Genomic DNA, 25,817 nt, shown 5'->3' on the forward strand with positions numbered 1-25,817 from the left:
CGAGGCGGCACTACAGCGGCGCTCGCGTGGCCAATGGTGCATGTGCTTGCGGAAAAGGTCGTGTCTGAAAGTGTTGGATCGCCAGCTGTGCGAGCGTTGCGCTACGACACATATGACAAAACGACGCAACCGTGTGCGGCCCGCGCGATCAGCGAGGCACCTCGATCACCTTCTCATGAACGACGAGAAAGACCCTCTCGCCACTGGATCGGCCGTCTTCGCGTGCACCGCCGGTAAAGCTGCCAAATGCGGGCAATACGCCGTGTCGCGGGCCGAAACGAAAGCACGGCACGCGAACCGAGTCGTTGCGTGTTGCGATTCGATAGACGGGATGCAAATGGCCGGCGAGTGCATACGCACCGTCGACGTTCTGGGGGTGATGACACAACGCCCACGGTCCTGTTCGCCACGGCTCCTGCACATAGTCGACATTGAGCGTGGCGGGCAAGGCGCCCGCATGCCGATCGTGATTACCTTCAACCAGCACGACCCGCAAAGCCGCATGCCGGGCGCGCCAGACGTGCAACGCATTGAGCATTTCGTCGGCGTGTGCCTCGCGCGCATGCAGCAGATCGCCGAGAAATACGAGCGTGCTCGGTTCGAATTCGGCAATCAGAATGTCGAGGCGCATCAGGTTGTCAGCAGTCGAGCCGACTGGCACGGGAACGCCGCGCGCGCGGAATACCGCGTCCTTGCCGAAGTGCGCGTCCGCAACGAAAAGGCAGCGCAGCGCGGGATCGAACGCGGCGCGCAAGCTCGACAGCACGAGCGCGTGTCCGGCGATTTCGACCTGCAACGAAGCAGGCTTCATGTGCGAGCCGCCTTTTCCAGTTCCGCGAGCATTCGCTCGACGCGATCCGCGAGCTTCTCCGTACTGACTTTTTCGCGTAAGCGTCCGACAATGAGCGGGAAGGCGAACGGCGTTGGTTTTTTTGGGCGCGTGAGAACGAGGCGGCTTTCGTTCATCCGTTCGAGCGCTGAGCGAATGCGTTTGGCGTCGAGTTCTTGCAATAGCACTTCGGCGTCTGCCTGATTGAGTAGTAAATTGCCGCTGTCGTGGTTGCGGAAGATATCGTAAAACAGGCCGCTGGAAGCCTGCAATTGCCGCGCGCTTTTCTGCTGGCCGGGATGTCCCTGGAATACCAGTCCCGAGACCCGCGCAATTTCGCGGAAACGCCGTTTGGAGAGTTCCGACGAATTGAGGCTCGCGAGTATGTCGTGGTCGAGTTCTTCAGGGGACAGCAAACCGCTCTCGAGTTCGGCAGCCCAATCGAATGGTTGCGCGGACAACAGCTCGAAACCGTAGTCGTTCATTGAAATGGAGAACGTGCCCGGTTTCTCTCGCGCCACTCTCCATGCGAGCAATGCGCCGAGACCGATATGCGCCGTGCGCCCTGCAAATGGATAACAGAAAAAGTGGTGCCCTTCGCGCGATTTCAGTACTTCTGCGACCAGCACGCCGGGCTCCGGCAACGCCGACCACCTCTGCTGCAATTCGAGCAGCGGTCGAACCGCGCGCATTTCAGGTTCGTCATAGATGCCGCCCGCGGCGCGCGCGAGCATGGTCAATGTCGCCTCGGCGAGTTCAGAAGAAAGCGGCATGCGGCTACCCGCCCATTGCGGCATTGCACCGCGTCCCGAGGCCGCGCGCTTGACCCATGCGGTCATGTCCTGCACTCGGATCAATTCCAGCGCCCGTCCGCCGAAGGTAAAGATGTCGCCCGGCTTAAGTCGCGAAACAAACGACTCTTCTATTGCGCCTATGCGTCCGCCCGCCAGATAAGCGACATTCAGCGTGCCGTTTGCGACGATAGTGCCGACGTTGTTGCGATGCCGCCGCACGAGGTCCTCGCGTGGCACGCGGTATAAGCCGTCGCTTTCGCGCACCACGCGATGATAGTCGGGATACGCGCGCAACGCGGTGCCGCCGCCCTCGACGAAGCCTAGTGCCCAATTGAACTCATTTTGCGTGAGATGCCGGTACGCATACGCGGTGCAAATTTCGTCGTACAGTTCGCGCGCGTCGAAACCGCCACCGATCGCCACGGTCACCAGGTGTTGAACCAGGACGTCGAACGGCTTTTCCGGCGTTTCGCGGCCCTCTATTTGCCGCTTTTCAACCGCTTCCCGCGCCGCGGCCGCTTCGACGAGTTCCAGCGCGTGCGTGGGCACGATCGTCACGCGCGACGGCCGCCCCGGCGCGTGGCCGGAGCGGCCGGCACGCTGCATCAAACGCGCGACGCCTTTGGGCGAGCCGATCTGGAATACACGCTCCACCGGCAGAAAGTCGACGCCCAGATCCAGGCTCGATGTACATACAACTACTTTCAATAAGCCACTCTTCAAGCCGCGCTCGACCCACTCGCGGACTTCCTGATCGAGCGACCCGTGATGCAATGCAATTGCACCCGCCCATTCGGGCCGCGCTTCGAGCAGTGCCTGATACCAGACCTCGCATTGCGAGCGGGTGTTCGTAAATACAAGCGACGTATGCGCTTCGCCAATGGCATTGGCGACCGCCTCGACCTGCCGCATGCCCATATGACCGCCCCACGGAAATCGTTCGATGGTCTCCGGAATAACCGTATCGACGATCAATGCTTTAGGCAGCTTGCCGTGCACGCTCACGCGCGGCGTTCCGACAGGCGCGAGAAGTACTTCGGCTGCGAACGGAAGGTTGCCGAGTGTCGCCGACAAACCCCAAACCTGCAGTTCCGGTCTCCAGTGCGCGAGCCGCGCAAGCGCGAGTTGCGTCTGCGTGCCACGCTTGTTGCCTAGCAACTCATGCCATTCGTCGACGATCACGAACTTTAAGTGCGACAGTACTTCGCGTGCGTCGGCGCGCGTGAGAATGAGCGACAGGCTCTCGGGTGTGGTGATCAGCGCGGACGGCATGCGCCGGTTCTGCCGCGCGCGTTCTGCGGAGGATGTGTCGCCGGTTCGCAGACCCACTGTCCATGGCACAGCCAGTTCGGTTGCCGAGCTTTGCAGTGCACGCGCGGTGTCGGCCGCGAGTGCGCGCATTGGCGTGATCCAGAGAACCGTGAGTGGCTCGGGCTGAGTCGCTGCCGCTCGTTTCCGGGTGACAGTGGGTGCGGACGACGCGCTCGAAGCAAGGGCGGCGAGCGCGCCGAACCATACGGCCCACGTCTTACCTGCCCCAGTGGTTGCGTGCAGCAACCCACTCGCGCCTCGTTCCATTTCGCGCCAGACTTTGCGCTGAAAGTCGAAAGGCTGCCAGCCGCGCGCCTCGAACCACGCGTGAAGCTTGTCGGCGAAAGGGCGGCGCGCCGCATCTTCGTCGATGGCGAATGGCAGCGGCTCGAATGCCGGCTCACGCGCGTCGAGCCGCGCCTGCTGCTCGCGGCTGCGCGGAATGCGTCGCGGCCGGGGCGCGCGACGCCGCTCCGGCATAGCCGTGGGCGGTGGAACTTCGCGGTTGTCGGGATCGGCCGGTTCACTCATCGAAAGCGCTCATTGGCATCGGGTTCGCATCGCGGCGATCGTTCGCAATGCAGCTTCTGTGTGGACCATGCATGTACCGTGCTGGTTCACCATATCCTCGCACTCCCACTTTGTGACCGTCCGTGATTAAATGCCGTGGCTTCACGTGTGCTTTGATAACGGAGTCTACGGTGAATAACAAGCTCGCGTCGTTACCTTCGGCGCCATTGCAAATTGCCGCTGCGCAGGCGCAACCGGTTTGCGGGGACGTGACGGCGAACATAGCGAAGACGGTCGAATTGACCGGTCGTGCCGCCGATCGCGGCGCAAGACTGGTGGTTTTTCCCGAGAAATTCCTGAGCGGATATGAACCCGGCCTGATTGCGGGCAATCCGTCGGAATACGCGTTCGGTCAATCGGATTCGCGGCTCGACCCGATTCGTGAAGCGTGCCACCGGCATGCCATTGCCGCGATTGTCGGCGCGGCCACGCGCGACGCCGATGGACTACACATCTCATCGCTCGTGTTCGATCGTCGCGGCGAAGACGTCGAGCCTTACCACAAGCAGTATCTGTATAAAAGCGAAGCGGAAATCTACCGTGCAGGCATGCGAGGCTGCATGCTGGAACTCGACGGATGGCGGCTCGCGCTCGGCGTGTGCTACGACTCGGGCTTTCCCGAACACGCACGTCATGCGGCTGTGAACGGTGCGCATGCCTATCTGGTGAGTGGATTGTTCAGCGTCAAGTCCGGCTATCGCCAGTTACGTGTCTGGTTCCCTGCCCGCGCCTTCGACAACACAATGTATGTTCTGTTGTCCAACCATGTCGGTACCACCGGCGGCTGGGATACGTGCGGCGCGAGCGCGATCTGGACTCCGTATGGCGACGTGATTGCAGAAGCCGGTCGCGAGCGGGAAGAAGTGATTAGTGCTTTGCTCGACCCCGCGGTTCTTGCCGATGTCCGGCAACGCGAAACGGCACTTGCGGACTTCGTCGCGCATGTCGACGCGCCGGCGCGCGACCATGCAATAAGGCGGATAGATTGACGGCACGCAGCAGTCGTTGCGCTAGAATGATCTGTACTACCCATCTGGAGATTCGTTTTGAAATCTATCGTTGCTCTGCTCGCTGCCACTGTACTTTCGTCCACCGCAATGGCCGCCGCTCCGGCTACGGAGAAGCTGCCTTCAGGCGTGATCGTCGAGCACCTCGTGCAGGGTACCGGCGCGCAGCCCGCGGCCACCGATGTCGTCAAGGTCAACTATCGTGGCACGCTTGCCAACGGCACTGAATTCGACGCTTCCGCAAAGCACGGCGGCGCCGCGACATTCCCGCTCAACCGTGTCATTCCTTGCTGGACGCAGGGCGTCCAGACCATGAAAGTGGGCGGCAAGGCCAAATTGACCTGCCCAGCCGCTACCGCTTACGGTAGCCGCGGCGTGGGCGTTATTCCGCCGAACAGCGACTTGACGTTCGAAGTCGAGCTGGTCGACATAGTGAAATAAGGCGGCGCAGAATGCGCTGAAAAACGGGCCCCGCTACGGATAACGCAGCGGGGTTTTTTTATGGGCATGGCATTGGGACAATGCCAGTCGGCGCACGCGGACAGGAACACATCATCAAACAATAAGAAAGAACACCGGCAAGCAGCGGCATGCTTTTAACTCACCGTCCGCTCGCTCGTTTACCAATGCTGTTGCTGTCATTCATCGTGCAGTAGGAGCGTATGCCATGAACATCGACTTTCACTACGGCGTGGTCTATATCGTTGCCCGAGTTGGCGGGATGACGCCCAGCGAGGCGCTGACTGTCGCCCATGCCTGCCAGTATGTCGACGACGCGACCACGCCGGGCATCCTCCGTTTTCAGGGCGGAGAAACATTCGAGCGCTTCGCCACCGCCCATAAGACGTTCGACTACGCCAATACCGAGAACGACCAGAACCGGCTCGTATGGGCGCCGTTCCATTTTCTGCCGGCAGGAGTGGGCGCAACGCTGGAGGAAAAAGCCGTGTGCCGTGCGGACAGCGCAGTCGCGCGCGAGGTCGTACGGCGTGCGATCCGTCAGCGCGGCGCGGAGATGGGCTTGCATCGTCTCGGGGTCACGCTTCATACGTATGTCGATACATGGGCGCATCAGGGATTTGCCGGTATCGAAAGTCCGGGGAACCGGGTTCATTCACTCGTGGCGCAGGATTGCACGCGTCATGGCTGGCTGGCCAACCTCACGCTCGCGATGCAGCACCTGATCCAGCACGTCGAGGAAGATGTCCTTACGCTCGCACTGCCCGTCGGACACGGTGCTGCCTTGCACTATCCGGATCAGCCGTGGGCAAAGTGGCACTACATCGACGGCCGGAACACGCTGATACAGAGACATAATCTGCCCGAATTCGTCGCGGCCGCGGATATGGCGTGCCGCGCGGTGCGCGCGTACGTGGCCGGGCGAGAAGACTTCGAAAACGAAGCGGGGCTGCCGGAAAACGTCAAAGAGGCCGTGACGGAATTGCTCGATACCAACCGGATCATGGACGACAACGAGCGCTTGCGCGCTGTCTGCGAGGTAGTCGGGAACGGCGGTATTCCCGGCTTGAAAGAGCCCATTCCGGATTACGTCCCCAAAGGCGTCGGCTCATGGAAATACAAAGCCACCGGACTTCGCTCTGAAGACGACTCCGGCGACAAACCGGTCTGGACCGAGGCATTCGAAAAGAGCGATTACCGGCTCTTTCACGACGCCGTCAAACAGCACCGTTTCTTGACGACCCAGGAGATCCTGCCCGCCTATGGCCTGCGGATTGCCTGACGTGCGTCCTTTTCAAAGCTCGGGTTTGCGAGGCTAATCTGCCCGCTGGACACGCGCAGAAAGGGCATCGCAAGACCAGTAACGCATGGTTACCGGCCAAAGCGGCGTTAAAAAACGAACTGGAAGCCTTTGAATATTCGAATGCTTGCCTATAGTAGAAGCGAGTATTGCCGCGACGCATAGTGGCGGCTCTTTCTTTATATAGGTGACGGGGTACCGACATGACGCCATCGAATGCTGCGATATATCAGTCGCAGACTTGCACGCCCGAGTCGTTGCGAACACTGGCCGGCTACCTGGAACTCGCGCTCGACGAGGGGGAAAGCGTGGTCCTGATGCGGATAGGTACGCAGGTACGCAGCGTTTATGTCGGCGATCCGTCCGGCGTTTTCGAGAACCTGCGGGACGAAGGCGTCATACCTGCCCAGCAGGCGGACGAGATCCTGGCGTTGACGAGAATCGGCCTCAACAGGATCACTGCCGACGACCAGCAGTACCGTTTCTTGCGCGGCGTCAGGTACATTGCCGACCGCCAGGTTGCTGTGTTTACGCCGACCTGATCTGTCCTGCAACAATTGGAAAGATAAAGAGAAGGCGAATAGCAGAAAGAAGTAAGCCGATAGTGAGACCAAAAAAACATCGAGGGCAAAGAACGAAGGCTCGAAAAAGGCGTCTATCGAGTGCATCGAAGAAAAGTTTCGTACTCCGGCACGCATAGCTGAAATAAACTGGGGTTTTTACGGCCACTCGACTATGCCTTTCTGACGCTATTCATGGCATAGTTCGATCGATTACCACATAAGGAGCAATTCAATGCCCACGTTAGAGCAGATCCAGGCAAAGCTTAAGAAGCTCCAGGCGCAAGCTGACATCCTGATTGCAAGGAAAGCACAAGTCGCAATCGACCAGATCCGCGACCTGATGCTCAAGCACGGCCTGACCACCGCAGATATCGAAGCCAAAGCAAAAGCGCGGCGAGAAGCCAATCGTCTTAATGGAAATACTGCAAGCGGCAATGCAAAGATTGCAGTTGCCGGCCAGAAAGTACCCAAGTATCGCGATCATAAAACAGGCGCGACCTGGACCGGACACGGTCGCGCGCCGGGTTGGATCGTCAGTGCAAAAGACCGGAGCGTGTTTCTGATCGACGGCGCAAGCGAATCGAACGGATTCACGAAGCTTGCCGCTAGTGGCGCGAAAGGCAAAGGTCAGCCCAAAGGCGCGCAACCGCCCAAGTATCGTCATCCAACCACTGGTGCGACGTGGAGCGGACGCGGCCCTGCGCCCGCATGGCTCGCATCGGTTAAAGATCGCACCAGGTTCCTGATAGATAGCAGTGCAGCACCGGCGTCTGGCGCTGCGAGCCAGAAAACGGCAGGCAAGGCGAAGTCGGCAGCCACGAGCGGCGTTGTCAGTAAGAAGGCCGCCGCGAAAAAAGTCGTGGCGAAAAAGGCGAAGGCGGGAGCGCAATCGGTAACGGCCAAAACAGCCGCAGTAAAAAAGTCAGCCGCGAAGAAAGTTACTGCGCGAAAGACAACCGCGAAAAAGGCTGCAACAAAGGCCGCAACGAAAGCTGCAACGAAAGTCGCTAGCAAGGCGCCAGGCCGCAAGAGGACGGCAAAAGCGGAAACGGCAACAGTAAGCACGTCCGCACCGGTCGCTTCCACTGTGCAAGCCGGCGCGTAAGCGTACTGGAATAACGAAGTACATGACCAACGCGCTCGAATCATCCCAGCAGGAGGACCAGGTTCTTCTGCTGGACTCAGTTCCTCATCCCGCAGACGACGCTGCCGAACCGTTCCTTGTCGCGAGCGACCGGCGTGTGATTCTCGCTTATCCCATTGCGGAGTCCGACTTCGAGCGGTTCGGTCCATTCGATCCGGACGACGACCCATTCTGCGCGGTGCTGTTTCCCGACACCACGTTTCATCGACTTGGGCCGCCGGGCGAGCACGAAATGCAGATCCACCCGCTTGCGTCGCAAGGTCTCGCTGCTTTCTCGGTCCACGAAGTCATCAATTCGTCTCTTGTCGAAGAGCTTTCTACAGTTTCGTTGCCCGAACCCACGAGGCGCCATTTCGTCATTACGTTTCAGCAATCGACGTTCGAATGTGTCGCGTCTGATTACACCGTGGTTGGCGTGTATGGCGCGGTGGAGATCGCCAGCCGCGAAGCATTTGCGCTGGTGCGGTAGGCGAATCGGCCGCAGCGCCCATGTCGCGCGGCGCGACTCACCTTTCTTCGCGCTAGTGGCCCGGGTCGATTAAAGGCCGGTCCGGGTCCGCAAGCGTTTTATACGGCAGTCTTGCGGCATGGGGATTAGTGGTCGTGTCGTCGATCACGCGTTCAACGTCCGCGGTTTTCGCGAGTTCGGAAAGGAATGTCTGCTTGTCAAAGCTTGCAGCAACGCAACCCTGCACATAGATAAACCGGCGTTGCAACGTGAGCCACAACGTCGACTGTTCGCGCCAATGCGTGGCGGTATTGATGTTGGCGAGACGCCGCTGTACGGCTTCGGCGATTTCAGCATCGTACAAATAGGCGTTCGATAAACGGCAGCGGCCTTCTATCCAGCAGCTGTTGCCGCGTTCAATGCGGTAATGACTGTCTGCGAGCCATTCCTGTTCGGTTTCGAGCGGTCCCAACGGCACTGGGCATCCGTCAATCGCTTCAGATATCTGAAAGAACGGATCGTGTCCGCGATTAATGCGCTCTTCCTCGCCTTGGGCACCGGGCGAAACTGAAGCCAACGCTGACGCCAGTATCACCCACATACATAGCGCCGCGCATTGCGATGCACTGGCGGGCGTCCGCATTAATCGTCTCATTGTCTTTGTCTCCACTCGGTGTGCAGCGAGACATTGTTTCGTATTAACGGCTCGCGCGCCGGTTCTCAACCGCGAACTTGATCAGTTCAGCCTGACCTTCGATATCGAGCTTGCGTTTCAAATTCAGACGATGCGTCTCCACAGTACGCACTGACAGATCATTACGTTGAGCGATCTGCTTGCTCGACAAGCCCTCGGCGAGTGCATCGAGAATATCGCGTTCGCGCGGCGTAAGCCGCTCGACCGGCGATTGCATGGCCGACGCTTGAATCAGCCGGGCACCGAGTCCCGCGCTGAAATACGTCTTGCCGTCGAGCACTGTGCCGATCGCCTGAATGATTTCGGTCGCCGGTGAGTCCTTCAGTACATAACCGCTCGCGCCTGCACGCACGGCCTGCGTGACGTATTCGAGGTTGTCGTGCATGGACAGCATCAATACTCGAATTGCCGGAAAGCGCTCATGGAACATGCCGGCGAGCGCAATGCCGTTCATTCCGTTCATGCCGACGTCCATTAACACGAGATGAGGTTCATGACTCTCCGCGAGCGCAAGTGCTTCCTGCGCATTGCCGGCTTCGCCGACAACCTCGATGTTGCGCACGGCTTCGAGCCGCGCGCGCAGCCCGTCGCGTACGAGTGGGTGATCGTCGACCAGGATAAGGCGGGCCGCTGCGTGCGAGATGTCGTTCATAAAGAGGTCTCCTGCAGGCTCGGGGTAGCAAGCTCCGTTGTGCCGACGCCGAGCGGCACGCGCGCCGTGACCAGCGTATGGCCGGGCTGGGAACTGAGTGCAAGCGTTCCCCCTAGTGCTTCTACGCGCTCGCGCATGTTGCGCAGGCCCACGCCTGAGCGGCGGCCAACGAAGGCGTGCGTGACGTCGAAACCCGAGCCGTTGTCCGCGATTGTCAGTGTGACCGCGTCGTGGGCGATTTCCAATGCGAGCGCCGCGCTCGACGCGTGCGCGTGGCGCACGATGTTGGTCAGCGCTTCCTGTGCGATACGAAACAGCACCGTGTTGACCGCATCGGGCAAAGGCGGCGCATGAGTGTGTGCAATTTGCGTGAAGCCGATTTCAATTCCCGATTGTTCGCTTAGTTCGCGGCTGAGTTGTTCGATGGCTGCCGCGACGCCAAGGTCGTCGAGCATCGACGGGCGCAGCGCATGGGAAATGCGGCGCACTTCACGCAAGGTATCGCCGAGACGCGTGAGACTCGTGGAGAGCGCGGCTTCGGCGGCAGGCACGCGGGTTTCGCTGCGTTCGAAGCGGGCAAGCGCGGACTCGAGCAGCAGTTTCACCGACACCATCATCTGGCTAATGCCGTCGTGCAATTCACGCGACAGCCGCGCGCGTTCGTTCTCCTGCGACTCGACAACCTGTTGCGCAAGCCGCTTCAGTTTCGCGTCCGCGCTGCGATATTCGGTGACGTTGAGCACAAGCGCGCACAGTGCAATCGCGGCGAGTCCGGCCAGCGCGATCGCGTCGATCCACATCATGGTGCGGTCGATATTCATCGCCGCCCGTTCGTCGATGTGCGCGAGCGTTGTGTCGACGTCGTCGAGATAGATACCTGTGCCGATCATCCAGCCCCAGCGCTCGAGCGGCACGACATAGCCGAGTTTTGACGCCAGTTTGCCCGTCGACGGACGATGCCACAGATAACGCACATAGCCGCCGCCTTGCGACGCCGCGGCGAGCAGTTTGCGGATGGTCGGCACGCCTTGCGGATCGCGCAATTCCGATAGATCGCGCCCTACGAGGTCCGGTTCGCGCGGATGCATCAGCGAGCGGCCGTGCATGTCGTAGACAAAGAAATAACCGTCTTTGCCGAAATCCATCTTTTCAAGGACGTCGAGCGCTCGCGTGCGGCGCAGTGCATCGTCGCGCGCATTGTCCTGGCTTGCTTCATAAAGCGGTGCGATTGCGGAAGTAGCCAGTTCCACATAATGCTTGAGCTCGATTTCCTTGCTGGTCATGTACGCAGCCTGGGTCGTCGCGTGCTGCGTCTGCGCGAGCGCGGTCGCTTCGCGGCGCACACCGATTTCGATGCTGGCAATAGCCGCGAGAAAAGGCACGATCGCCAGCAGAACAATCTTGGCTTTAAGTTTCATCGTTGAAAAACGGCCGGTAGGCTACGTAGTAATACGTAGCCGGCTTACGTAGTTGCGCGCTTGTGAGGACGCTTACGAAGGCGAATACTACATCCCCGCGGCGTACTGCGTCTTTGCGGGCCCCTTTCGCCCTGATGCCGCCGCGCATTTCGTATGAACGTTATGAGCCGGGCCCTGTTAATGCTGCGCCTGACAGGCGTTAGCAGCGCGCAAGGGCAAATTCCGGTTTGGCACCGCGGTATTGCAAGCAGATGCCCGGTGCCGGCTTTCCGCGTGCCGGACCACAAGTCCGGATGCGTGGTGTCAATAATAGATCTAGGAGAAGTACATGGAGACCTCCCCCACCGCCGGCCGGTCATGGCTATGGCTCATTCTTTTGCTCCCGTACATCGCGTTGCTATGGTTGCCGTTTTATAACGACACGCGTCCGTCGTTCGCCGGTTTTCCGTTCTTTTACTGGTATCAGTTCTTGTGGGTGCCGTTGACCTCGCTACTGATTTACGTCGTGTATCGAGGTGTCAAATGAGCGATCTGAATCCCGTCAATCCGGTGGCGATGACCGTCTTCATCGCGTTCTTTGTTCTCGTTACGGTGATCGGCTTCTTCGCGGCGCGCTGGAAGCGCGGCGACCTCACGCAATTGCATGAATGGGGGCTTGGCGGCCGGCAGTTCGGTACGGTGATTTCATGGTTCCTGGTGGGCGGAGACTTCTACACCGCATACACGGTGATCGCGGTTCCTGCGCTCGTGTACTCCGTTGGTGCTTATGGTTTCTTCGCTCTGCCGTACACGATCATCGTTTACCCGTTCGTGTTCGCTGTCATGCCGAAACTGTGGAAAGTCGCACATGCGAAAAACCACATCACGGCAGCGGACTACGTGCACGGTGAATACGGCGGCAAGTGGTTTCCGGCCGCTGTCGCGCTGACCGGCATTGTCGCGACCATGCCGTATATCGCGCTGCAACTTGTCGGCATGCAAGTAGTGATCAAGGGGCTTGGCGTGACCGGCGAATTGCCGCTGATCGTCGCGTTCGTGATCCTCGCGCTCTACACGTATGCAAGCGGCCTGCGTGCTCCGGCGATGATCGCGTTCGTGAAGGACATCATGATTTATATCGTCGTGATTGCGGCGGTGTGGCTGATTCCCGCGAAGCTCGGCGGCTACGCGCATGTGTTCGACGCAGCCGATACGTACTTCAAGGCGAAGGGCGGCGCGACCGGCATCATCCTCAAGCCGACGCAATTCACTGCGTATGCATCGCTCGCGCTGGGTTCCGCTCTGGCCGCGTTTATGTATCCGCATACGATGACGGCGGTGCTGTCTTCTTCGTCGGCGGCTACGGTTCGCAAGAATGCGATTTTCCTGCCGGCTTATACGTTGTTGCTGGGTCTGATCGCGTTGCTCGGCTACATGGCGATTGCGGCCGGCGTGCATGTGAAGTCGGCGTCGGACATTGTGCCGGCCCTCTTTGGCACCTTGTTCCCGTCGTGGTTCGTCGGTTTCGCCGCGGCGGCGATCGCGATCAGCGCGCTGGTTCCCGCAGCAATCATGTCGATCGGTGCGGCCAATCTGTTCACGCGCAATTTGTGGCGTCCGCTGGTGTCCCCGAACATCACGCCGGAGGCCGAGGCGTCGAACGCGAAGATCGTGTCGTTGGTGGTGAAGTTCGGCGCGCTGCTGTTTATCGTGTTCCTGCCCACGCAATATGCAATCGACCTGCAATTGCTCGGCGGCGTGTGGATCCTGCAGATTTTCCCGGCTATCGTGTTCTCGCTGTACACGCGTCGCCTGAATACGCCGGGCCTGTTCGCCGGCTGGCTCGTGGGTATCGTGCTCGGCACGGCACTCGCAATTTCACAGGGGCTCAAGCCGGTGTTTGCGCTGCATCTCGGCGATGCTGTGTACCCGATCTATATCGGCCTCATCGCACTGGTGGTGAACATTGTCGTGACGTTTGTCGTCTCTGCCGTGTCGCCGCGCCGGGTGGCAGTTAGCGCCTGATCGTCCAGTTCCTGTTCAGCTTCGCAGACGCCGCGAGCCGTAAGGCCCGTGGCGTTTTTGCTTGATTGAAAGAACGCAGCGCAGCCTGCAGCAAACGCCGTAGACCTGTACTTCGACCGATTGCATTGCCCGGCGAATGACGCCCGCCCGGGTCAACGATTCGTCGCGGATCGTTTCGATCAGGCAATCGATAAAGCATCGCGACGCGGCATCGGCCGGCTCGCCAGTGCGCACTATGACGCCGACGGTGGACTCATCGAGTTCGTCCGGCAATGGGATCGCACACAGACCGTCACGCGCCGCGCAAAGCTCGACAAGATGCCAGGGGAAAAATGCTGAGCATGTCGGTGCGCTTGGGCAGCGCGACCGCGACAGTCAGCGAGTGCCCAAGTGGATAAGTGATCCTAACTAAAAAAGGTAGCGTTTTATGCAATGGCTTCTAGAATCAACTTTATAAAAACGATGAGATTGAGTGCCAGTCGCACGGGCGGTGTTGCACTAATGAGGAGAGAGACTATGTGCGATGCAGAAGTCGCTGCTGTGTTGCTGAACCGTTGCACAGTTCAGCCATTCGACGAACCGGAGCCGTCTTACCTCGGCATACTGCGTGAAGGAAATCTGATGTTCAAACACGAGCATGGCTTCGGGGGCTTGCGCGATATTCCCGAAAGCGACGCGTGTCGTACCGAGTCGCTGATTTTTGCCGACGGCTCGCGTGCGTTGCGGGTTAGCGCGACCGGGAGCGAAGGTGGCTGGACCCGCTGGGCGGCCTTGCAACCGCTGCACTGAGCCCGGCGGCGCTGTGGTGGCGCAGGTAAAAGCGAGCGGCAATGACGCCGCTCGCGCTCGCCGTTAGAAACGGTCAACTCTGAATGGCCGCGGGTCCACCACCGTTTGCTCTCCGGTCATCATTTCGGCGATGAGGCGGCCTGTCACTGGCCCCAGCGTAAGTCCGTGATGCGCGTGGCCGAATGCGAACCATAAGCCCTGATGTTTTCCAGCGCGCCCGATCACCGGCATCATGTCGGGCGTGCAAGGCCGCGCGCCCATCCACGGTTGATCGTCGACACGTTGGTCCAATGGGAACAGCGTGCGTGCAATCGGTTCGACAGCGGCGAGTTGCGTGGGCGTTTTCGGCGCGTCGCGCAGCGCAATTTCGGCACCCGTCGTCAGGCGGATGCCGCTTGCCATTGGCGCAAGCAGGTAGCCATTTTCCACGTCGAGCACCGGATGATTCAGGTGTGCTCCAGCCCTTGGCGAATAGTGCATGTGATAGCCGCGCTTGACGCCGAGCGGCAGGGAGTACCCGAGCCTCGAAGTGATAACGTCCGACCACGGCCCGAGTGCGACGACCACCGAAGAGGCCGCGATAGTCCCAGCGTCTGTCGTCACCTCCCAGCCATTGCGAAGCGTGTTCGCATCGCCGGTGAAGATGCGTCCGCCGAGTGTTTCGAAGTACTTTGCGTAGGCTGTGACGAGTGCGTTCGGATCGCTCACCGAATCGGCTTGCGTGTAGCGCAATCCACCTTGCAATGCCTTGTCGAGATCGGGTTCGGCCTGCTGCAGGCGAGCCGCGTCGAGCGTTTCGAATTCGACGCCATATTCGCGGTGCCATTTCTCCGCGAGGCGTACTTCCGCGTCTTGGGCCGCGTTGCTGCGAAACACCTTGATCCAGCCGATGGGCCGAAGCAATGCACTCGCGCCTGCGTTTGCGGCCAACTCGCGGTGCTCGCTAATGCAGTGTTCGATAAGCGTCGAGTACGACCTCGCGATTGCAGCGTGCTTAACTGGCTCGGAATTGCGCCAGTACTTCCACAGGAACGGCGCGGCGTGGACCAGCGCATCGCCATGGTAGCGAACGTCGAGTGACTGGTTGCGCGCGTACCGAAGCAGGGCGCCGAGTCCGCGTGGGAACGCATACGGATAGACGCCTTCGCGCTGGATCAGGCCTGCGTTGCCAAACGAAGTCTCGTTGCCGGGCAGCTTGCGATCGACCAGCGCGACCCGACGGCCGCGTTGTTGCAGATGCACGGCCACGCACACGCCGACAATGCCTGCGCCTAACACTACGGTATCGAATTTGATTGCAGTCATCGGTTAAAGCGCTGAAAAGCCCGAGCCATTCGAGCCGGACCTGTTGAGAAGATAAGGTACGCGTCGAGCAGTTCCGCCGGCGAGATTGTCATCACGCCAATCATGCGGCGCAGCTCGATCGCTCTGCGCCCGGGCAATCCGGTGTCGTGAGTCATCGCCTCTTCGCTCATTGCGTTCTTGCTTGTTGCCTGTTCATCGTCAGCCGAGCGCTTCGCCCGTACGGTCTCGCAGCCAGATCACGGGTACTAGCGAGATCGCGCAGGCAGCGGCGACATACCAGGCCGGCGCGAGCGGATTGCCGGTGCGCGCGACCAGCCAGCTTGCAATAAACGGCGAGAAGCCGCCGAAGAACGAAGCGCTCACCACATATGTCAACGCAATCCCCGTTGCGCGCACATGTTTCGGGAACAGTTCCGGAATCATCACCAGCACGGGCACGATCTGCCCGGACACGAACACGGCGAGCAGCGCCGAGACCATGCAAAGCGCTGCCATGGACGGATGCGCGCTCAGAAATGCGAACGCCGGATACACGAGCAGGAGCATCGCCACGCGGGAGATCACCAGCACCCGCTTGCGGGTGAAGCGATCGGCCAGCATGCCCGCGAGCGGCGCCGCAACGAAGAGCGCGAGCGAACTGACGATACCCGAGATGACCGCGGACGTGGAAGAAAGGTGCAGCGCGCGCACCGCATGGCTCGGCAGGAAGAACGCGGTGATATAGACAGAAACCGAACCGCCCAATTCGGCGAAAGTGCCGAGAATCGTGAGCTTCAGATGCGTGGTCAACGCGGCCTTCAGCGCCCCGCGCGGCGCCGGTTCGCCGGGCTTGCGCTCGGTGAGCGTTTCTTCGAGGCGTCTGCGGATCAGCATGCCGGCCGGTGCCGCGACGATGCCGAGCACGAACGGGAGACGCCAGCCCCATTCGAGCACCGCCTCCTTCGGCAACAGCACGTTGACGAGCGTCGCGACGAGCGCGCCGAGCACGAGCCCCGCGGCGGTCGCGGCGAAGTTCCAGCTCGCAAAGAAGGCGCGGGTGTCGTCGGTCGCGTACTCGACGAGCAGCGTCGTGCCAGGCCCGAACTCGCCGCCCGCCGCGAAGCCCTGGATCAGGCGCGCCACGAGCACGATCAACGGCGCGGCGAGTCCTGCAACCGCATAGGTCGGCGCGCACGCGATCATCGCGCAACTGAGCGCCATCAGCATGATGGTCAGGACCATCGCGTTCTTGCGCCCCGCGCGGTCCGCATAGGCGCCGATCACAACGCCGCCCAGAGGCCGGACCACGAAGCCGACGCCGAATACACCGATCGACAGCAGGAACTGGTTGACCGGCGATGCACCAGGGAAGAACAACTGCCCGATCTGAATAGCAAAAAAGCTGTAGATCGTGAAGTCGTAGAATTCGAGCGCCGTGCCGATGGTCGTGGCAGTGATGACGCGGGTCTTCGTCAAACCGGGCTTACTGAGAGCAAGGGTAGACACGATAGGGTTCCCACAGAAATGGTGGAATCGACGTGAGTTATCATATACGAGAAAAAATAAATTTCTCACATACGAGAAATTTCCTTGCAAGCGGAATCCGGTGAGATGGCCAAAGTAGCAGTGAAACAACAGGCGGCGCTCAGACATGAAGCGCCACCCTTGCTCGATCACAAGCTCGTGGGCGCGCATTTGCGGCAGGCGCGCAAAGCGCGCGCACTGACGCTGGCCGAGCTATCGGAGCGCTCGGGTATTGCGGTATCGACGATCTCGAAGGCGGAGCGCGGCGACATTGCGCTGACCTACGACAAGTTCGCGGCGCTCGCGCATTCGCTCGAACTCGAATTCGACGCGATCTTCGGGCGGCGTCGCAAGCCGGCCGCCGGTGCGATGAAGCCCTCGTTTACGGCGGCGGGCAAGCAGCAGATTTACGACACGCCGAACTACGAGTACGGGATGCTGGCGAACAGTCTGACCGGCAAACGCATGATGCCGATGCGCGCACACATTCACGCCCGCGCCGTGTCCGACTTCCCCGAATACATCCGGCACTCGGGCGAAGAATTCGTTTTTCTGCTGAGCGGCAAACTCGAACTGCGCTTCGAGAACGGCAAGTCGTTCAAGCTGATGCCGGGCGACAGTCTTTACTTCGACAGCTCGGTTGGGCACATCTATCTGAGCGTCGGTGACGAAGACGCCGATGCGCTCGTGTGCTGCGTCGATACGGACGAGCATCGTCCCCGCGGGGCTATCTGAGCGAATGCGTTCGTGCTTGTACGTCGCGTGATCATGGGGCCGCGGGCCGGACGCGCGGACTCTACCGAACGCAATATGCGGGGCCGTGAGACGTCCCTGTTGCGGACCGATCTTCGGGGGACGGAAGCCGTCGTCCGCGTCAGCGTGTAAACTGCTGACTTTTTTGCATCCGGTGGTATGTTGCAAGCCCTTCAGCGCACAGCTCCCAGCGGCCCGGCGCTCATCCGCCTGCTGGCGCGTTTCGCCGATGCCGATGTCCCCGAACCCCGGCAATCGCTGTCCGACAGGCTGAGCCAGTGGCTCGGCTGGACGGACGCGATCGCGCTGTCTTCGGCGCTTACTGGCGCGCCGCCCTCGGTGCCTGCGGCCGCGCGAGCGTTCGGTAGCGCGGAGGAGGCGGAATGCGCGCGCGCGCGTGCGTCGCTAGTCAAGACCATTACAGGCGACAGCGCGTTTGCCGTCGCGAGGCGCCGCGGTGCCGGGTACGTCGAGCCGCAGGCCGTGCCGGTGGACTACGCGTTGTTTCGCCAACGCTACCAGGCCATGCAGCAGTCGATGGAAACGGGCGTCGGCAATTTGCGCGGCCGGCTGCGGGCGCTGCTCGCCGCGAAGACTCCCGCAATGAGCCGCCTCGCGCTGCTGGACGCCGTGATGGAGCGCGCGCTCGGCGAGCGCGAGCGGAATCTGCTGGCGAGCGTGCCCGTGCTGCTCGCCGGACACTTCGAGCGGCTCCGCGAGGCCGCGCAGCAGGCGCAAGGCCAGGAGCTGGAGCCGGCGGCGGACGACGGTACGCAAGCGGAGAGTGCAGCGAGCCGGGCCGCAAGCACGGCAGCAGGCAATGCCGCAGCCGCAGCCGCGGCCGGCAGTGCCGCTGAGGGCAGCGTTGAGCCGAAGGTCCACGTCCAGGCTCAGCCGCAGCCGCAAGCGCCCGCTCTTGACGCTGCGCCGAGGCCCGCCCACGCGGTCGCGCCCAATGCGTGGCTCGACGTTTTCCGCAAGGACATGCAGAGCGTGTTGCTTGCTGAACTGGATGTTCGTTTACAACCGGTCGAAGGGCTGCTCGCCGCCCTTCGTACTCGCTAACTGGGACACTATGTCCAGATTTCGTATTGAATTCGTTGTGTTCGCGGCAGGTCTTGCCGCGGTGTGCGGCATCGCTGTCGGCTATGTCGGTTCGAACTGGCTGGCGCTGGCCGTCACGTTGCTGATCGGCGCCTGCTATGTGGCGGGCGCGCTCGAATTGCGTCGCTACAGCCAGGCCACTGGGACACTCGCGCGTGCCGTGGCCGGTTTATCCGAGCCGCCGCCGCGGCTAGGCGCGTGGCTCGAACTGCTGCATCCAGGTCTGCGTAACGCGGCGCGGCTGCGTATCGAAGGCGAACGCGTTGCGTTGCCGGGGCCTGCACTGACGCCTTATCTCGTTGGCTTGCTGGTGCTGCTCGGCATGCTCGGCACACTGCTGGGCATGGTCGTGACGCTGCGAGGCACTGGCATGGCGCTCGAAAGCGCGACTGACCTCGCGGCGATCCGCGCTTCGCTGGCCGCGCCGGTCAAGGGGCTCGGCTTCGCATTCGGCACGTCGATCGCGGGCGTCGCAAGCTCGGCGATGCTCGGCCTGTTGTCGGCGCTCTGCCGCCGCGAACGGCTCGAAGCGGCGCAACGTCTCGACGTCAAGATCGCGACGAGCTTGCGCATTTACTCGCAGGCTCATCAGCGCGACGAAAGCTTCCGGCTCTTGCAAACGCAGGCTGAATTGATGCCGACGCTCGTCGATCGCCTGCAAACCATGATGGCGGCGATGGAGCAGCATAGCCTAGCTTTCAATGAGCGCCAGCTTGCGAATCAGGAGGCTTTCCACAGCAATGCGCAGGTCGCCTATACGCGGCTCGCGGCGTCGGTCGAGCAGTCGCTGAAGCGGAGCATCGCGGACAGCACCCGCGCCGCCGGCGAGGCCTTGGAGCCGGTCATGCAGGCAACGATGGCCGGCCTCGCGCGCGAGAGCGCGGCGTTGCACGCGAGTGTGGGGCAGGCGGTTCAGCAGCAACTGGATGGCCTGTCGAGCGGGTTCGAATCGGCCGCTGCGACGGTCGCCGACATCTGGAGCAAGGCGCTTGCGGGCCAGCAGCGCTCGAACGAGGACATGACGCAGCAGTTTCGCGCGTCGCTCGAGCGCTTTACGCAGACTTTCGACGAGCGCTCGGCCGGCCTGGTCGACGGCGTGTCCGCGCGGCTGGAAGCCGCGGCGGGCAACGTCTCGCAGGCGTGGAAGGAAGCGCTCTCGCGTCAGGAGCAGGCCGGCGAGACGCTTGCAGTGCGGCACGAGCAGGCGCTCGCTGCGGCGGCGGCGAGCTTCGAAGAACGTTCGGCGTCGTTGGTGCGGACCGTCGGGCAGTCGCATGCGGATTTGCGGACCGAGCTGGCCTCTCAAGACGAAGCGCGGCTCGCGGCGTGGACCGCGACGCTGGCCTCGATGGCGGCCAGCCTCGGCAAGGAATGGGAGCAGGCAGGCGAGCGCAGCGAAGCGCGGCTCGCGGCGTGGACCTCGAAGCTCGATTCGATGGCGGCCGGCCTCGGCAAGGAGTGGCAGCAGGCAGGCGAGCGCAGCGAAGAGCGGCTCGCGGCGTGGACCGCGAAGCTCGATTCGATGGCGGTCAACCTAGGCAAGGAATGGCAGCAGGCAGGCGAGCGCAGCGAAGAGCGGCTCACGGCGTGGACCTCGAAGCTCGATTCGATGGCGGCCAGCCTCGGCAAGGAATGGCAGCAGGCAGGCGAACGCACGGCGAGCCGTCAGCAGGAGATATGCGACACGCTCGCGCGGACCGCGAGCGATATCGCTGCGCAGACGCAGGCGCACGCGAGCGAGACCATCGCCGAAATATCGCGGCTCGTGCAGGCAGCGTCGGAGGCACCGAAGGCCGCCGCCGAAGTGGTCGCGGAACTGCGTCAGAAGCTCTCGGACAGCATGGTGCGCGACACCGCCATGGTGCAGGAGCGCAGCCGCTTGATGGAGACGCTCGAAACGCTGCTCGATGCGGTCAACCATGCATCGAGGGAGCAGCGCACGGCGGTGGATGCGCTCGTCGCGACGTCAGCGGATCTTCTCGAGCGCGTCGGGACAAGGTTCACCGACAAGGTCGAAACAGAGGCGGACCGGATCGGCGCGATTGCCGCGCAGATTACCGGCGGCGCCGTCGAAGTGGCGAGCCTCGGCGAAGCGTTCGGCGCGGCCGTTCAGCGTTTCGGCGAATCGAACGACAAGCTCGTCGCGCATCTGGAGAGAATCGAGGCCGCGCTCGACAAGTCGCTCGCCCGCAGTGACGAGCAGCTTGCGTATTACGTCGCGCAAGCACGCGAGGTGGTCGATCTGAGCGTGATGTCGCAAAAGCAGATCGTCGAAGATCTGCAACTGCTCGCTGCCCAGCGCGCTGCGGATGGAGCCGAGGCAGCATGAGCGGGATGAGCGAGGACATCGACGGCGGCGTGGAGCAGGGCGCGCCGATCTGGGCGGCGTTCGGCGACCTGATGTCCGTGCTGCTCGGCGCGTTCATGCTGATTCTGGTGGCCGTCATCGGCGTGCAGCTCGAACTGTCGAACAAGCTCGACCAGGAGGTCAAGCAGCGTCAGCTTGAAACGCAGCGCCGCAAGACGCTCGAGCAGGCGCTGGCGGGGCCGCTCGCGGCGGGCCGCGTGACGCTGGTGAACGGACGCATCGGCATCAGCGGCAACGTGCTGTTTGCGCTGAACTCCGACCAGTTGCAGCCGCAAGGGCGCGATCTGTTGAAGAGCCTCGCCGGGCCGTTGTCCGCGTATCTCCGCGCGAACGACCAGATCCTGATGGTGAGCGGCTTTACCGACGACCAGCGGCTGCGCGAAGGCAACCGCCGTTTCGCGGACAACTGGGAATTGTCGGCGCAGCGCGCGCTGACAGTGACCCGCGCGCTGATCGATGCGGGCGTGCCGGCGTCGTCGGTATTCGCTGCGGCGTTCGGCTCCGGACAACCCGTGAGCTCGAATGCCGACGAGCCAGGACGGGCGCGCAACCGTCGCGTGGAAATAGCGCCGGTTCCGAGGCCGTCGGCTGCGGCAGGCAAGCCCCATGAATAACAGCGCGAACGTCGACGCAAGGCCGACGCCGGGTGTGCCGCAGGCTGAATGCACGGGTGAAACGGTGCACGCGGCCGAGGCAAACCACCCACCCAGGGCCACGCCTACGAATTCCGCCGTGCAAACCCCTCGCGCCACCCTCGACGCGTGGCTCGAGCGCGGCGCCGACCGCCTCGATCCGCTGCGTTTCACTTTCATCGACGCGTTCGAACGACGTGCCGCCGCGCACACCGGCGCTGCGCGCCACGTGCTTGACGAGAAGCTTGCCGCGCTGCTCGAAACCTATGCGCGCAAAGTCGACCAGGCGGCGGCCACCGCCGGTCATGCGTCGTCTCCAGACGCGCCTGCACGCGGCACGCTTGCCGAACTCGTCGGCTACATGCAAGACGAGCCGCGGCGCCCTGCAGGCGAACGGGCCCCATACCCGGAGCTTCCCGCTCTCGACTATTTCAGGGAGACGTGGGCCAAGGTCCGCACTGAAAAGCAGTTGCGGCAGTCGCTGCAGCCGGCGCCCGGCAACGCCGGTCCGCTCAATTCGAGCAGCCTCGTGCACCGTTCGCTGTCGCTCATGCGCGAGTTGTCGCCGGGCTATCTGAAACAGTTTTTGTCGTATGTCGACGCGCTGTCCTGGATGGAGCAATTGAGCGGCGGCGCCCCGGCCAGCAAGGATGCGCCGCGCGCCGGGGCGGCGGCCAAGGGCACTCGCAGCAAGGCGCGCTGATGCCGGACGGCGTGGGCCGTGGCATATTGGTGGGGTAGCCATCGAAAGGAGCCCACCATGCGAATCCAGACGTCATTTTTATTCGATCTCGACGGCACGCTCGTCGACAGTGTTTACCAACACGTTCTGGCGTGGAAAGAAGCGCTCGACAGCGAAGGCATTCCCCTATCGGTCTGGCGGATTCATCGAAAGATCGGCATGAGCGGCGGGCTGTTCACCAATCAGCTTCTGCGTGAGACACACGGAGAGATCAGCGCCGAGCGCAGCGAGCGTCTGCGTCATGCGCACGCGGCTGCCTATCAAAACTTGCGCGCCCAAGTATGTCCGCTGCCGGGCGCGCGCGAACTGCTCGATGCCTTGACGCAAGCGGGCACGCCCTGGGCGGTGGCGACCAGCGGGCGCATGGAAACCGCTGCGGTGAATCTCGAAGCGCTCGGCGTCGATCCGGCAAAAGCGGTCGTCGTGACCCGCGACGACGTTAAATATGCGAAGCCCGACCCCGACCTTTTCCTCGCGGCGGCCGAACGCCTTGGCGTTGAGATCGAACACTCGGTCGTAGTAGGCGACAGCATCTGGGACATGCTCGCGGCGCGGCGCTGCCGCGCCCTCGGTGTCGGATTGCTGTCGGGCGGCTATGGCACCGAAGAGTTGGAGCGCGCCGGTGCGCTGCGCGTCTACGACGACCCCGCGGCTCTACTCGACCACCTCGACGAAGTCGCCTCGCGGCCTTAATCGCGAGCATCGCGCGGCCGCAATCAACGCGGCCGCGGCGGCTCGTTCCGCCCATGCTCATCCGGTTGATTCAACGCGCATAGGCTGCCGGCGCCACGCGTAACTTTGTACTGTTCGCGCCAAGAGCCCTGTACTATATGGTGAAACGGGGCCGGCCCTGCAATCTGCAATAGTTGACCGGCGTGTACGCACATGGCGGCGCGCCGGTATGTTCCATGAGCTCATGCGGTGGCCGGCGAGCCCGTCACGGTAACGCTCTGCGGCGGCCCGACGAACCACGCTAAAAACATGAACAAGTTTATTCGACCACCCGTCTCCTATCCGACAACGGTTGTTTTCGTCGACGACAACGACAACTACCTCGACGCCCTGCGCCGCTTCTTTCCGGACGTTTCCACCAATCTGTTCTTCTCGCGTCCGCAGGCGGGGCTTGCGTTCATCCGCCAGCATGCGCGTGAGAACACGCTGGAATTCGCGCCGGCTTCGGCCTGTTTGAGCGAGACCGGTTTTGATCGCTTCGTCGAGACATCGCCGCAGCGCGATGTGCTCGCGCGCGCAACGCGTTTCTCCGAAGTGGCAGCCGTCGTAGTGGACTACGACATGCCGGGCGTGAGCGGTGTCGAGTTTCTGTCCTCCATATCCAACCTGCATTGCGCGAAGATTCTGCTCACAGGCGTCGCAGACGAAACTGTCGCAGTGAAAGCGTTCAACGCCGGCATTGTCGATTTATATTTGCGCAAGACCGACGCCGATTCGGCGAACCGGCTCGTCCACTTCCTCAAAGACGCGAAGAGCCGTCACTGCTCCGAAATGGGCTGGCTCGCGTTGGGCGAGAACGGCATGACGTATTGCGACCCGCGCACGCGCAAGGTGCTAGACGAAGTGGTGAAGGACAAAGGCATCGTCGAGTATTACTGGCGGCCCGAGCAGAATGCGATTCTCATGTTCGATCGCGAGGGAAGGGGCAGTGTCTTCGTCGCGTGGGCCGAGCACGACTGGATATCTCAGGGCGAGATCGTTGCAGACGAAAGCGGCCCCGCCGAGTTGCTGAAACAGATGGCAGTGCGCGAAGTCATGCCGCTATTCTGGCCGCATCTCGCCTACCGGTCGGGCGTCGAATTCAGGATGCTCAAGCCGCAACCCATTCCCGGCTGGGGCGACGCTTTCTACTGCTGGAGCCCGATCGAGACGCCGGAAGTGGTCCAGGCCGGCGTCAGGCCGCTCACGTATGCGCAGTGGCGGAGTGACCGGGCACGCTAACGCCCGCCGGCATGTCGAGCAACATGTACGCCATCCCCACTGCCTTCGTGTCGGCCATGTTCGTCGTGTTCGGCCTCTACGTGGTCATTACGCAAGGGGTGACGCGGCTTTCGGCGCCTTTCCTTCTGATGTGCGCGGCGACTTTCGCATGGCAAGGCACATGGACGCTGCTGTTCCAGACCAAAGATACGGAAGTCGCCGGCTTGCTGGTTCGCGTCGGCTATCTGTTCATTCTCTTTCTGCCGACCACTTTCTATCATTTCGTGACAGAAGTTGCGGCGCGGCGCCGCGAGCGGCCGCTGCTGCTGGCGTCGTATGGTCTGTGCTTCGTGCTCGCGGTATTGCTGCCAGGCAATGAAGTAGTCGCCGGTTATCGGCATTTTTTCTTTGGCTACTATCCGATTGCCGGGCCGCTGCATCCGCTGCATGTCGTGCAGACGGTGCTGCTTGCCGCGCGCAGCGGCCAGCTTCTGCTTGGCGCGCGAAAAAATGCAGGCGGGCAGGCGCGCCGGCGTCTGGACCTGTGTCTCGCGGCGCTTGGCCTCTACTCGTTTGCCGCCGTCGACTATGCGGTCAACTATGGCTACCCGTTCTATCCGCCTGGCGTGTTGTTCATCGCGCTGAGTCTGGGGCTGCTTGCCGTCACGATTGTGCGCTATCACCTGATTCACCCGTATGCGCTTGCAGCTACCATCGCGCACGAGATTGCCACCCCGCTTGCCACGATCGGCATGCACGCCGACGAGATCGCGAGCGTCTGGAGTCATGTTTTCAAAGGTTATCGCCTCGCCGTCGCGCACGGCCTGTATGACGACGAAGAACATTCCGGCCAGTCCGAGCGCATCAGCCAGCTTGCCACGGCGATCAGACGCGAAGTGTCCGGCACGAGCGCGATGGTCGAAATGGCGCTGGCTTCGTACACGCTCGACCGGCTCGACCGCAGCCGTTTCAGCGCCCATCCGGTACGGCAGTGCGTGGATTCCGCGCTGGAACGCTACCCGTTTCGCGCCGACGAACGCGAGCGCATCACGATCTTGCCGATCGATCCGTTGCTGCGCTTTTCCGGCTCCGATACGGTGGTGGTCTTCGTGTTGTTCAACCTGCTGAAAAACGCATTGCATGCAATTCATGTGAGTGGCGAAGGGCAGATTACGATCAGCGCACTGGAGGACCAGGATTTCTGCATGCTGCAATTTCGCGACACGGGTCCAGGCATTGCGCCGGACGTTCTGCCGCACATCTTCGACGCGTTCTTCTCGACCAAGCGGCACGGCAGCGGCGCGGGCATGGGACTCGCGTTCTGCCGCCGCGCGACGGAGTTGCTGGGCGGCAGCATCGAATGCACGTCGGTGCGCGGTGCGCACACCACTTTTATCGTGCGACTGCCGCTGCCGGGCTCGGCAGCGGACAGGGCATTGTCCAGGTCGCCGGTACGCGAAGCGCGCCGGCGTTGAGACTTCGGTTTGAGCGCTGTG

At 62.0% G+C, this 25,817-nt stretch carries 25 protein-coding genes and 1 pseudogene; 17 read left to right on the forward strand and 9 right to left on the reverse strand.

Annotated elements, in window-relative coordinates; all coding sequences use genetic code 11:
* Positions 1-148 precede the first annotated feature (148 nt).
* Positions 149-811 (reverse strand): ligase-associated DNA damage response endonuclease PdeM, encoded by a 663-nt coding sequence (pdeM, locus tag BCA01S_RS14690; RefSeq protein WP_027777549.1) that lies wholly within the window; start codon positions 809-811, stop codon positions 149-151.
* Positions 808-3,465, reverse strand: a complete 2,658-nt coding sequence (locus tag BCA01S_RS14695; RefSeq protein WP_027777550.1) for a ligase-associated DNA damage response DEXH box helicase — start codon at positions 3,463-3,465, stop codon at positions 808-810. Before BCA01S_RS14695 ends, pdeM begins: the two co-directional genes overlap by 4 nt.
* Before the next feature lie 170 nt (positions 3,466-3,635).
* On the opposite strand from BCA01S_RS14695, the gene BCA01S_RS14700 reads away from it, so the two are divergent.
* The 6 genes from BCA01S_RS14700 (at position 3,636) to BCA01S_RS14725 (ending at position 8,446) form a co-directional block, all read left to right on the forward strand.
* The gene (locus BCA01S_RS14700) at positions 3,636-4,493 is read left to right on the forward strand and encodes a carbon-nitrogen hydrolase family protein (protein ID WP_027777551.1); all 858 of its coding nucleotides are present in this window, start codon (positions 3,636-3,638) and stop codon (positions 4,491-4,493) included.
* Between the two features lie 57 nt (positions 4,494-4,550).
* Positions 4,551-4,952, forward strand: a complete 402-nt coding sequence (locus tag BCA01S_RS14705; protein WP_020068186.1) for an FKBP-type peptidyl-prolyl cis-trans isomerase — start codon at positions 4,551-4,553, stop codon at positions 4,950-4,952.
* 226 nt (positions 4,953-5,178) lie between these two features.
* A complete protein-coding gene (locus BCA01S_RS14710; protein ID WP_027777552.1) occupies positions 5,179-6,252 on the forward strand; it encodes a DUF6765 family protein in 1,074 nt (357 codons plus the stop codon).
* 221 nt (positions 6,253-6,473) lie between these two features.
* Complete coding sequence (locus BCA01S_RS14715) at positions 6,474-6,812, forward strand: hypothetical protein (RefSeq protein ID WP_027777553.1); 339 nt, start codon at positions 6,474-6,476, stop codon at positions 6,810-6,812.
* Between the two features lie 253 nt (positions 6,813-7,065).
* Positions 7,066-7,938, forward strand: a complete 873-nt coding sequence (locus tag BCA01S_RS14720) for an H-NS family nucleoid-associated regulatory protein (RefSeq protein WP_027777554.1) — start codon at positions 7,066-7,068, stop codon at positions 7,936-7,938.
* A gap of 22 nt (positions 7,939-7,960) precedes the next feature.
* A complete protein-coding gene (locus BCA01S_RS14725; protein WP_027777555.1) occupies positions 7,961-8,446 on the forward strand; it encodes a hypothetical protein in 486 nt (161 codons plus the stop codon).
* Between the two features lie 52 nt (positions 8,447-8,498).
* On the opposite strand, the gene BCA01S_RS14730 is transcribed toward BCA01S_RS14725, so the two are convergent.
* From BCA01S_RS14730 to BCA01S_RS14740, 3 genes are all read right to left on the reverse strand, one after another.
* Complete coding sequence (locus BCA01S_RS14730; protein WP_027777556.1) at positions 8,499-9,026, reverse strand: hypothetical protein; 528 nt, start codon at positions 9,024-9,026, stop codon at positions 8,499-8,501.
* Positions 9,027-9,123: 97 nt separating this feature from the next.
* On the reverse strand, positions 9,124-9,771 hold the full coding sequence (locus BCA01S_RS14735) for a response regulator (RefSeq protein WP_027777557.1): 648 nt from the start codon (positions 9,769-9,771) through the stop codon (positions 9,124-9,126).
* Positions 9,768-11,189 (reverse strand): cache domain-containing protein, encoded by a 1,422-nt coding sequence (locus BCA01S_RS14740; RefSeq protein WP_027777558.1) that lies wholly within the window; start codon positions 11,187-11,189, stop codon positions 9,768-9,770. Before BCA01S_RS14740 ends, BCA01S_RS14735 begins: the two co-directional genes overlap by 4 nt.
* Before the next feature lie 328 nt (positions 11,190-11,517).
* On the opposite strand from BCA01S_RS14740, the gene BCA01S_RS14745 reads away from it, so the two are divergent.
* Both BCA01S_RS14745 and mctP read left to right on the forward strand, forming a co-directional pair.
* Positions 11,518-11,715 (forward strand): DUF3311 domain-containing protein, encoded by a 198-nt coding sequence (locus BCA01S_RS14745; RefSeq protein WP_020068194.1) that lies wholly within the window; start codon positions 11,518-11,520, stop codon positions 11,713-11,715.
* The gene (gene mctP / locus BCA01S_RS14750; RefSeq protein ID WP_027777559.1) at positions 11,712-13,193 is read left to right on the forward strand and encodes a monocarboxylate uptake permease MctP; all 1,482 of its coding nucleotides are present in this window, start codon (positions 11,712-11,714) and stop codon (positions 13,191-13,193) included. Before BCA01S_RS14745 ends, mctP begins: the two co-directional genes overlap by 4 nt.
* A gap of 102 nt (positions 13,194-13,295) precedes the next feature.
* Here mctP and BCA01S_RS39505 read toward each other — a convergent pair.
* Positions 13,296-13,578, reverse strand: a pseudogene (locus tag BCA01S_RS39505) (LysR substrate-binding domain-containing protein); the annotation flags it as partial.
* Between the two features lie 131 nt (positions 13,579-13,709).
* Here BCA01S_RS39505 and BCA01S_RS14760 point away from each other — a divergent pair.
* Positions 13,710-13,982 (forward strand): hypothetical protein, encoded by a 273-nt coding sequence (locus tag BCA01S_RS14760; RefSeq protein ID WP_027777561.1) that lies wholly within the window; start codon positions 13,710-13,712, stop codon positions 13,980-13,982.
* 63 nt (positions 13,983-14,045) lie between these two features.
* Here the strand turns inward: BCA01S_RS14760 and BCA01S_RS14765 are convergent, their stop codons facing one another.
* From BCA01S_RS14765 to BCA01S_RS14775, 3 genes are read right to left on the reverse strand one after another with little or no spacing between them, the layout of a single operon-like run.
* Positions 14,046-15,278, reverse strand: coding sequence for an NAD(P)/FAD-dependent oxidoreductase (locus tag BCA01S_RS14765; protein WP_027777562.1), 1,233 nt, complete (start codon positions 15,276-15,278; stop codon positions 14,046-14,048).
* Positions 15,279-15,283: 5 nt separating this feature from the next.
* Positions 15,284-15,457, reverse strand: coding sequence for a hypothetical protein (locus BCA01S_RS37995; protein WP_156955057.1), 174 nt, complete (start codon positions 15,455-15,457; stop codon positions 15,284-15,286).
* A gap of 28 nt (positions 15,458-15,485) precedes the next feature.
* Positions 15,486-16,772 (reverse strand): MFS transporter, encoded by a 1,287-nt coding sequence (locus tag BCA01S_RS14775; RefSeq protein ID WP_027777563.1) that lies wholly within the window; start codon positions 16,770-16,772, stop codon positions 15,486-15,488.
* Positions 16,773-16,877: 105 nt separating this feature from the next.
* Between BCA01S_RS14775 and BCA01S_RS14780 the strand changes: the two genes are divergently transcribed.
* The 8 genes from BCA01S_RS14780 to BCA01S_RS14815 all read left to right on the forward strand — a co-directional run bounded on the left by BCA01S_RS14780 (position 16,878) and on the right by BCA01S_RS14815 (position 25,796).
* On the forward strand, positions 16,878-17,525 hold the full coding sequence (locus BCA01S_RS14780) for a helix-turn-helix domain-containing protein (protein ID WP_027777564.1): 648 nt from the start codon (positions 16,878-16,880) through the stop codon (positions 17,523-17,525).
* A gap of 177 nt (positions 17,526-17,702) precedes the next feature.
* Complete coding sequence (locus tag BCA01S_RS14785) at positions 17,703-18,608, forward strand: DUF3348 domain-containing protein (protein WP_027777565.1); 906 nt, start codon at positions 17,703-17,705, stop codon at positions 18,606-18,608.
* 10 nt (positions 18,609-18,618) lie between these two features.
* On the forward strand, positions 18,619-20,976 hold the full coding sequence (locus BCA01S_RS14790; protein WP_027777566.1) for a DUF802 domain-containing protein: 2,358 nt from the start codon (positions 18,619-18,621) through the stop codon (positions 20,974-20,976).
* A 5-nt stretch (positions 20,977-20,981) separates the two neighbouring features.
* Positions 20,982-21,629 carry an OmpA family protein gene (locus BCA01S_RS14795; RefSeq protein ID WP_027777567.1) on the forward strand — a complete coding sequence of 216 codons (648 nt, stop codon included), beginning with the start codon at positions 20,982-20,984 and terminating at the stop codon, positions 21,627-21,629.
* Positions 21,622-22,350, forward strand: coding sequence for a DUF2894 domain-containing protein (locus tag BCA01S_RS14800; protein WP_244145990.1), 729 nt, complete (start codon positions 21,622-21,624; stop codon positions 22,348-22,350). The genes BCA01S_RS14795 and BCA01S_RS14800 overlap by 8 nt, the downstream gene beginning before the upstream one ends.
* 57 nt (positions 22,351-22,407) lie before the next feature.
* Positions 22,408-23,082, forward strand: a complete 675-nt coding sequence (locus BCA01S_RS14805; protein WP_027777569.1) for an HAD family hydrolase — start codon at positions 22,408-22,410, stop codon at positions 23,080-23,082.
* Between the two features lie 288 nt (positions 23,083-23,370).
* Complete coding sequence (locus BCA01S_RS14810; protein ID WP_027777570.1) at positions 23,371-24,342, forward strand: response regulator; 972 nt, start codon at positions 23,371-23,373, stop codon at positions 24,340-24,342.
* Positions 24,343-24,365: 23 nt separating this feature from the next.
* On the forward strand, positions 24,366-25,796 hold the full coding sequence (locus BCA01S_RS14815) for a sensor histidine kinase (protein WP_027777571.1): 1,431 nt from the start codon (positions 24,366-24,368) through the stop codon (positions 25,794-25,796).
* Positions 25,797-25,817: the final 21 nt, after the last annotated feature.

This window comes from Paraburkholderia caledonica NBRC 102488 (assembly GCF_000685095.1).
Classification (GTDB): domain Bacteria; phylum Pseudomonadota; class Gammaproteobacteria; order Burkholderiales; family Burkholderiaceae; genus Paraburkholderia; species Paraburkholderia caledonica.

Coding starts and splice junctions, on each gene's coding strand:
- pdeM (WP_027777549.1), bottom strand. CDS start 811: ATGAAGCCTGCTTCGTTGCAGGTCGAAATCGCCGGACACGCGCTCGTG.
- BCA01S_RS14695 (WP_027777550.1), bottom strand. CDS start 3,465: ATGAGTGAACCGGCCGATCCCGACAACCGCGAAGTTCCACCGCCCACG.
- BCA01S_RS14710 (WP_027777552.1), top strand. CDS start 5,179: ATGAACATCGACTTTCACTACGGCGTGGTCTATATCGTTGCCCGAGTT.
- BCA01S_RS14715 (WP_027777553.1), top strand. CDS start 6,474: ATGACGCCATCGAATGCTGCGATATATCAGTCGCAGACTTGCACGCCC.
- BCA01S_RS14720 (WP_027777554.1), top strand. CDS start 7,066: ATGCCCACGTTAGAGCAGATCCAGGCAAAGCTTAAGAAGCTCCAGGCG.
- BCA01S_RS14725 (WP_027777555.1), top strand. CDS start 7,961: ATGACCAACGCGCTCGAATCATCCCAGCAGGAGGACCAGGTTCTTCTG.
- BCA01S_RS14730 (WP_027777556.1), bottom strand. CDS start 9,026: ATGTGGGTGATACTGGCGTCAGCGTTGGCTTCAGTTTCGCCCGGTGCC.
- BCA01S_RS14735 (WP_027777557.1), bottom strand. CDS start 9,771: ATGAACGACATCTCGCACGCAGCGGCCCGCCTTATCCTGGTCGACGAT.
- BCA01S_RS14740 (WP_027777558.1), bottom strand. CDS start 11,189: ATGAAACTTAAAGCCAAGATTGTTCTGCTGGCGATCGTGCCTTTTCTC.
- BCA01S_RS14745 (WP_020068194.1), top strand. CDS start 11,518: ATGGAGACCTCCCCCACCGCCGGCCGGTCATGGCTATGGCTCATTCTT.
- mctP (WP_027777559.1), top strand. CDS start 11,712: ATGAGCGATCTGAATCCCGTCAATCCGGTGGCGATGACCGTCTTCATC.
- BCA01S_RS14760 (WP_027777561.1), top strand. CDS start 13,710: ATGTGCGATGCAGAAGTCGCTGCTGTGTTGCTGAACCGTTGCACAGTT.
- BCA01S_RS37995 (WP_156955057.1), bottom strand. CDS start 15,457: ATGAGCGAAGAGGCGATGACTCACGACACCGGATTGCCCGGGCGCAGA.
- BCA01S_RS14780 (WP_027777564.1), top strand. CDS start 16,878: ATGGCCAAAGTAGCAGTGAAACAACAGGCGGCGCTCAGACATGAAGCG.
- BCA01S_RS14785 (WP_027777565.1), top strand. CDS start 17,703: ATGTTGCAAGCCCTTCAGCGCACAGCTCCCAGCGGCCCGGCGCTCATC.
- BCA01S_RS14790 (WP_027777566.1), top strand. CDS start 18,619: ATGTCCAGATTTCGTATTGAATTCGTTGTGTTCGCGGCAGGTCTTGCC.
- BCA01S_RS14795 (WP_027777567.1), top strand. CDS start 20,982: ATGAGCGAGGACATCGACGGCGGCGTGGAGCAGGGCGCGCCGATCTGG.
- BCA01S_RS14800 (WP_244145990.1), top strand. CDS start 21,622: ATGAATAACAGCGCGAACGTCGACGCAAGGCCGACGCCGGGTGTGCCG.
- BCA01S_RS14805 (WP_027777569.1), top strand. CDS start 22,408: ATGCGAATCCAGACGTCATTTTTATTCGATCTCGACGGCACGCTCGTC.
- BCA01S_RS14810 (WP_027777570.1), top strand. CDS start 23,371: ATGAACAAGTTTATTCGACCACCCGTCTCCTATCCGACAACGGTTGTT.
- BCA01S_RS14815 (WP_027777571.1), top strand. CDS start 24,366: ATGTACGCCATCCCCACTGCCTTCGTGTCGGCCATGTTCGTCGTGTTC.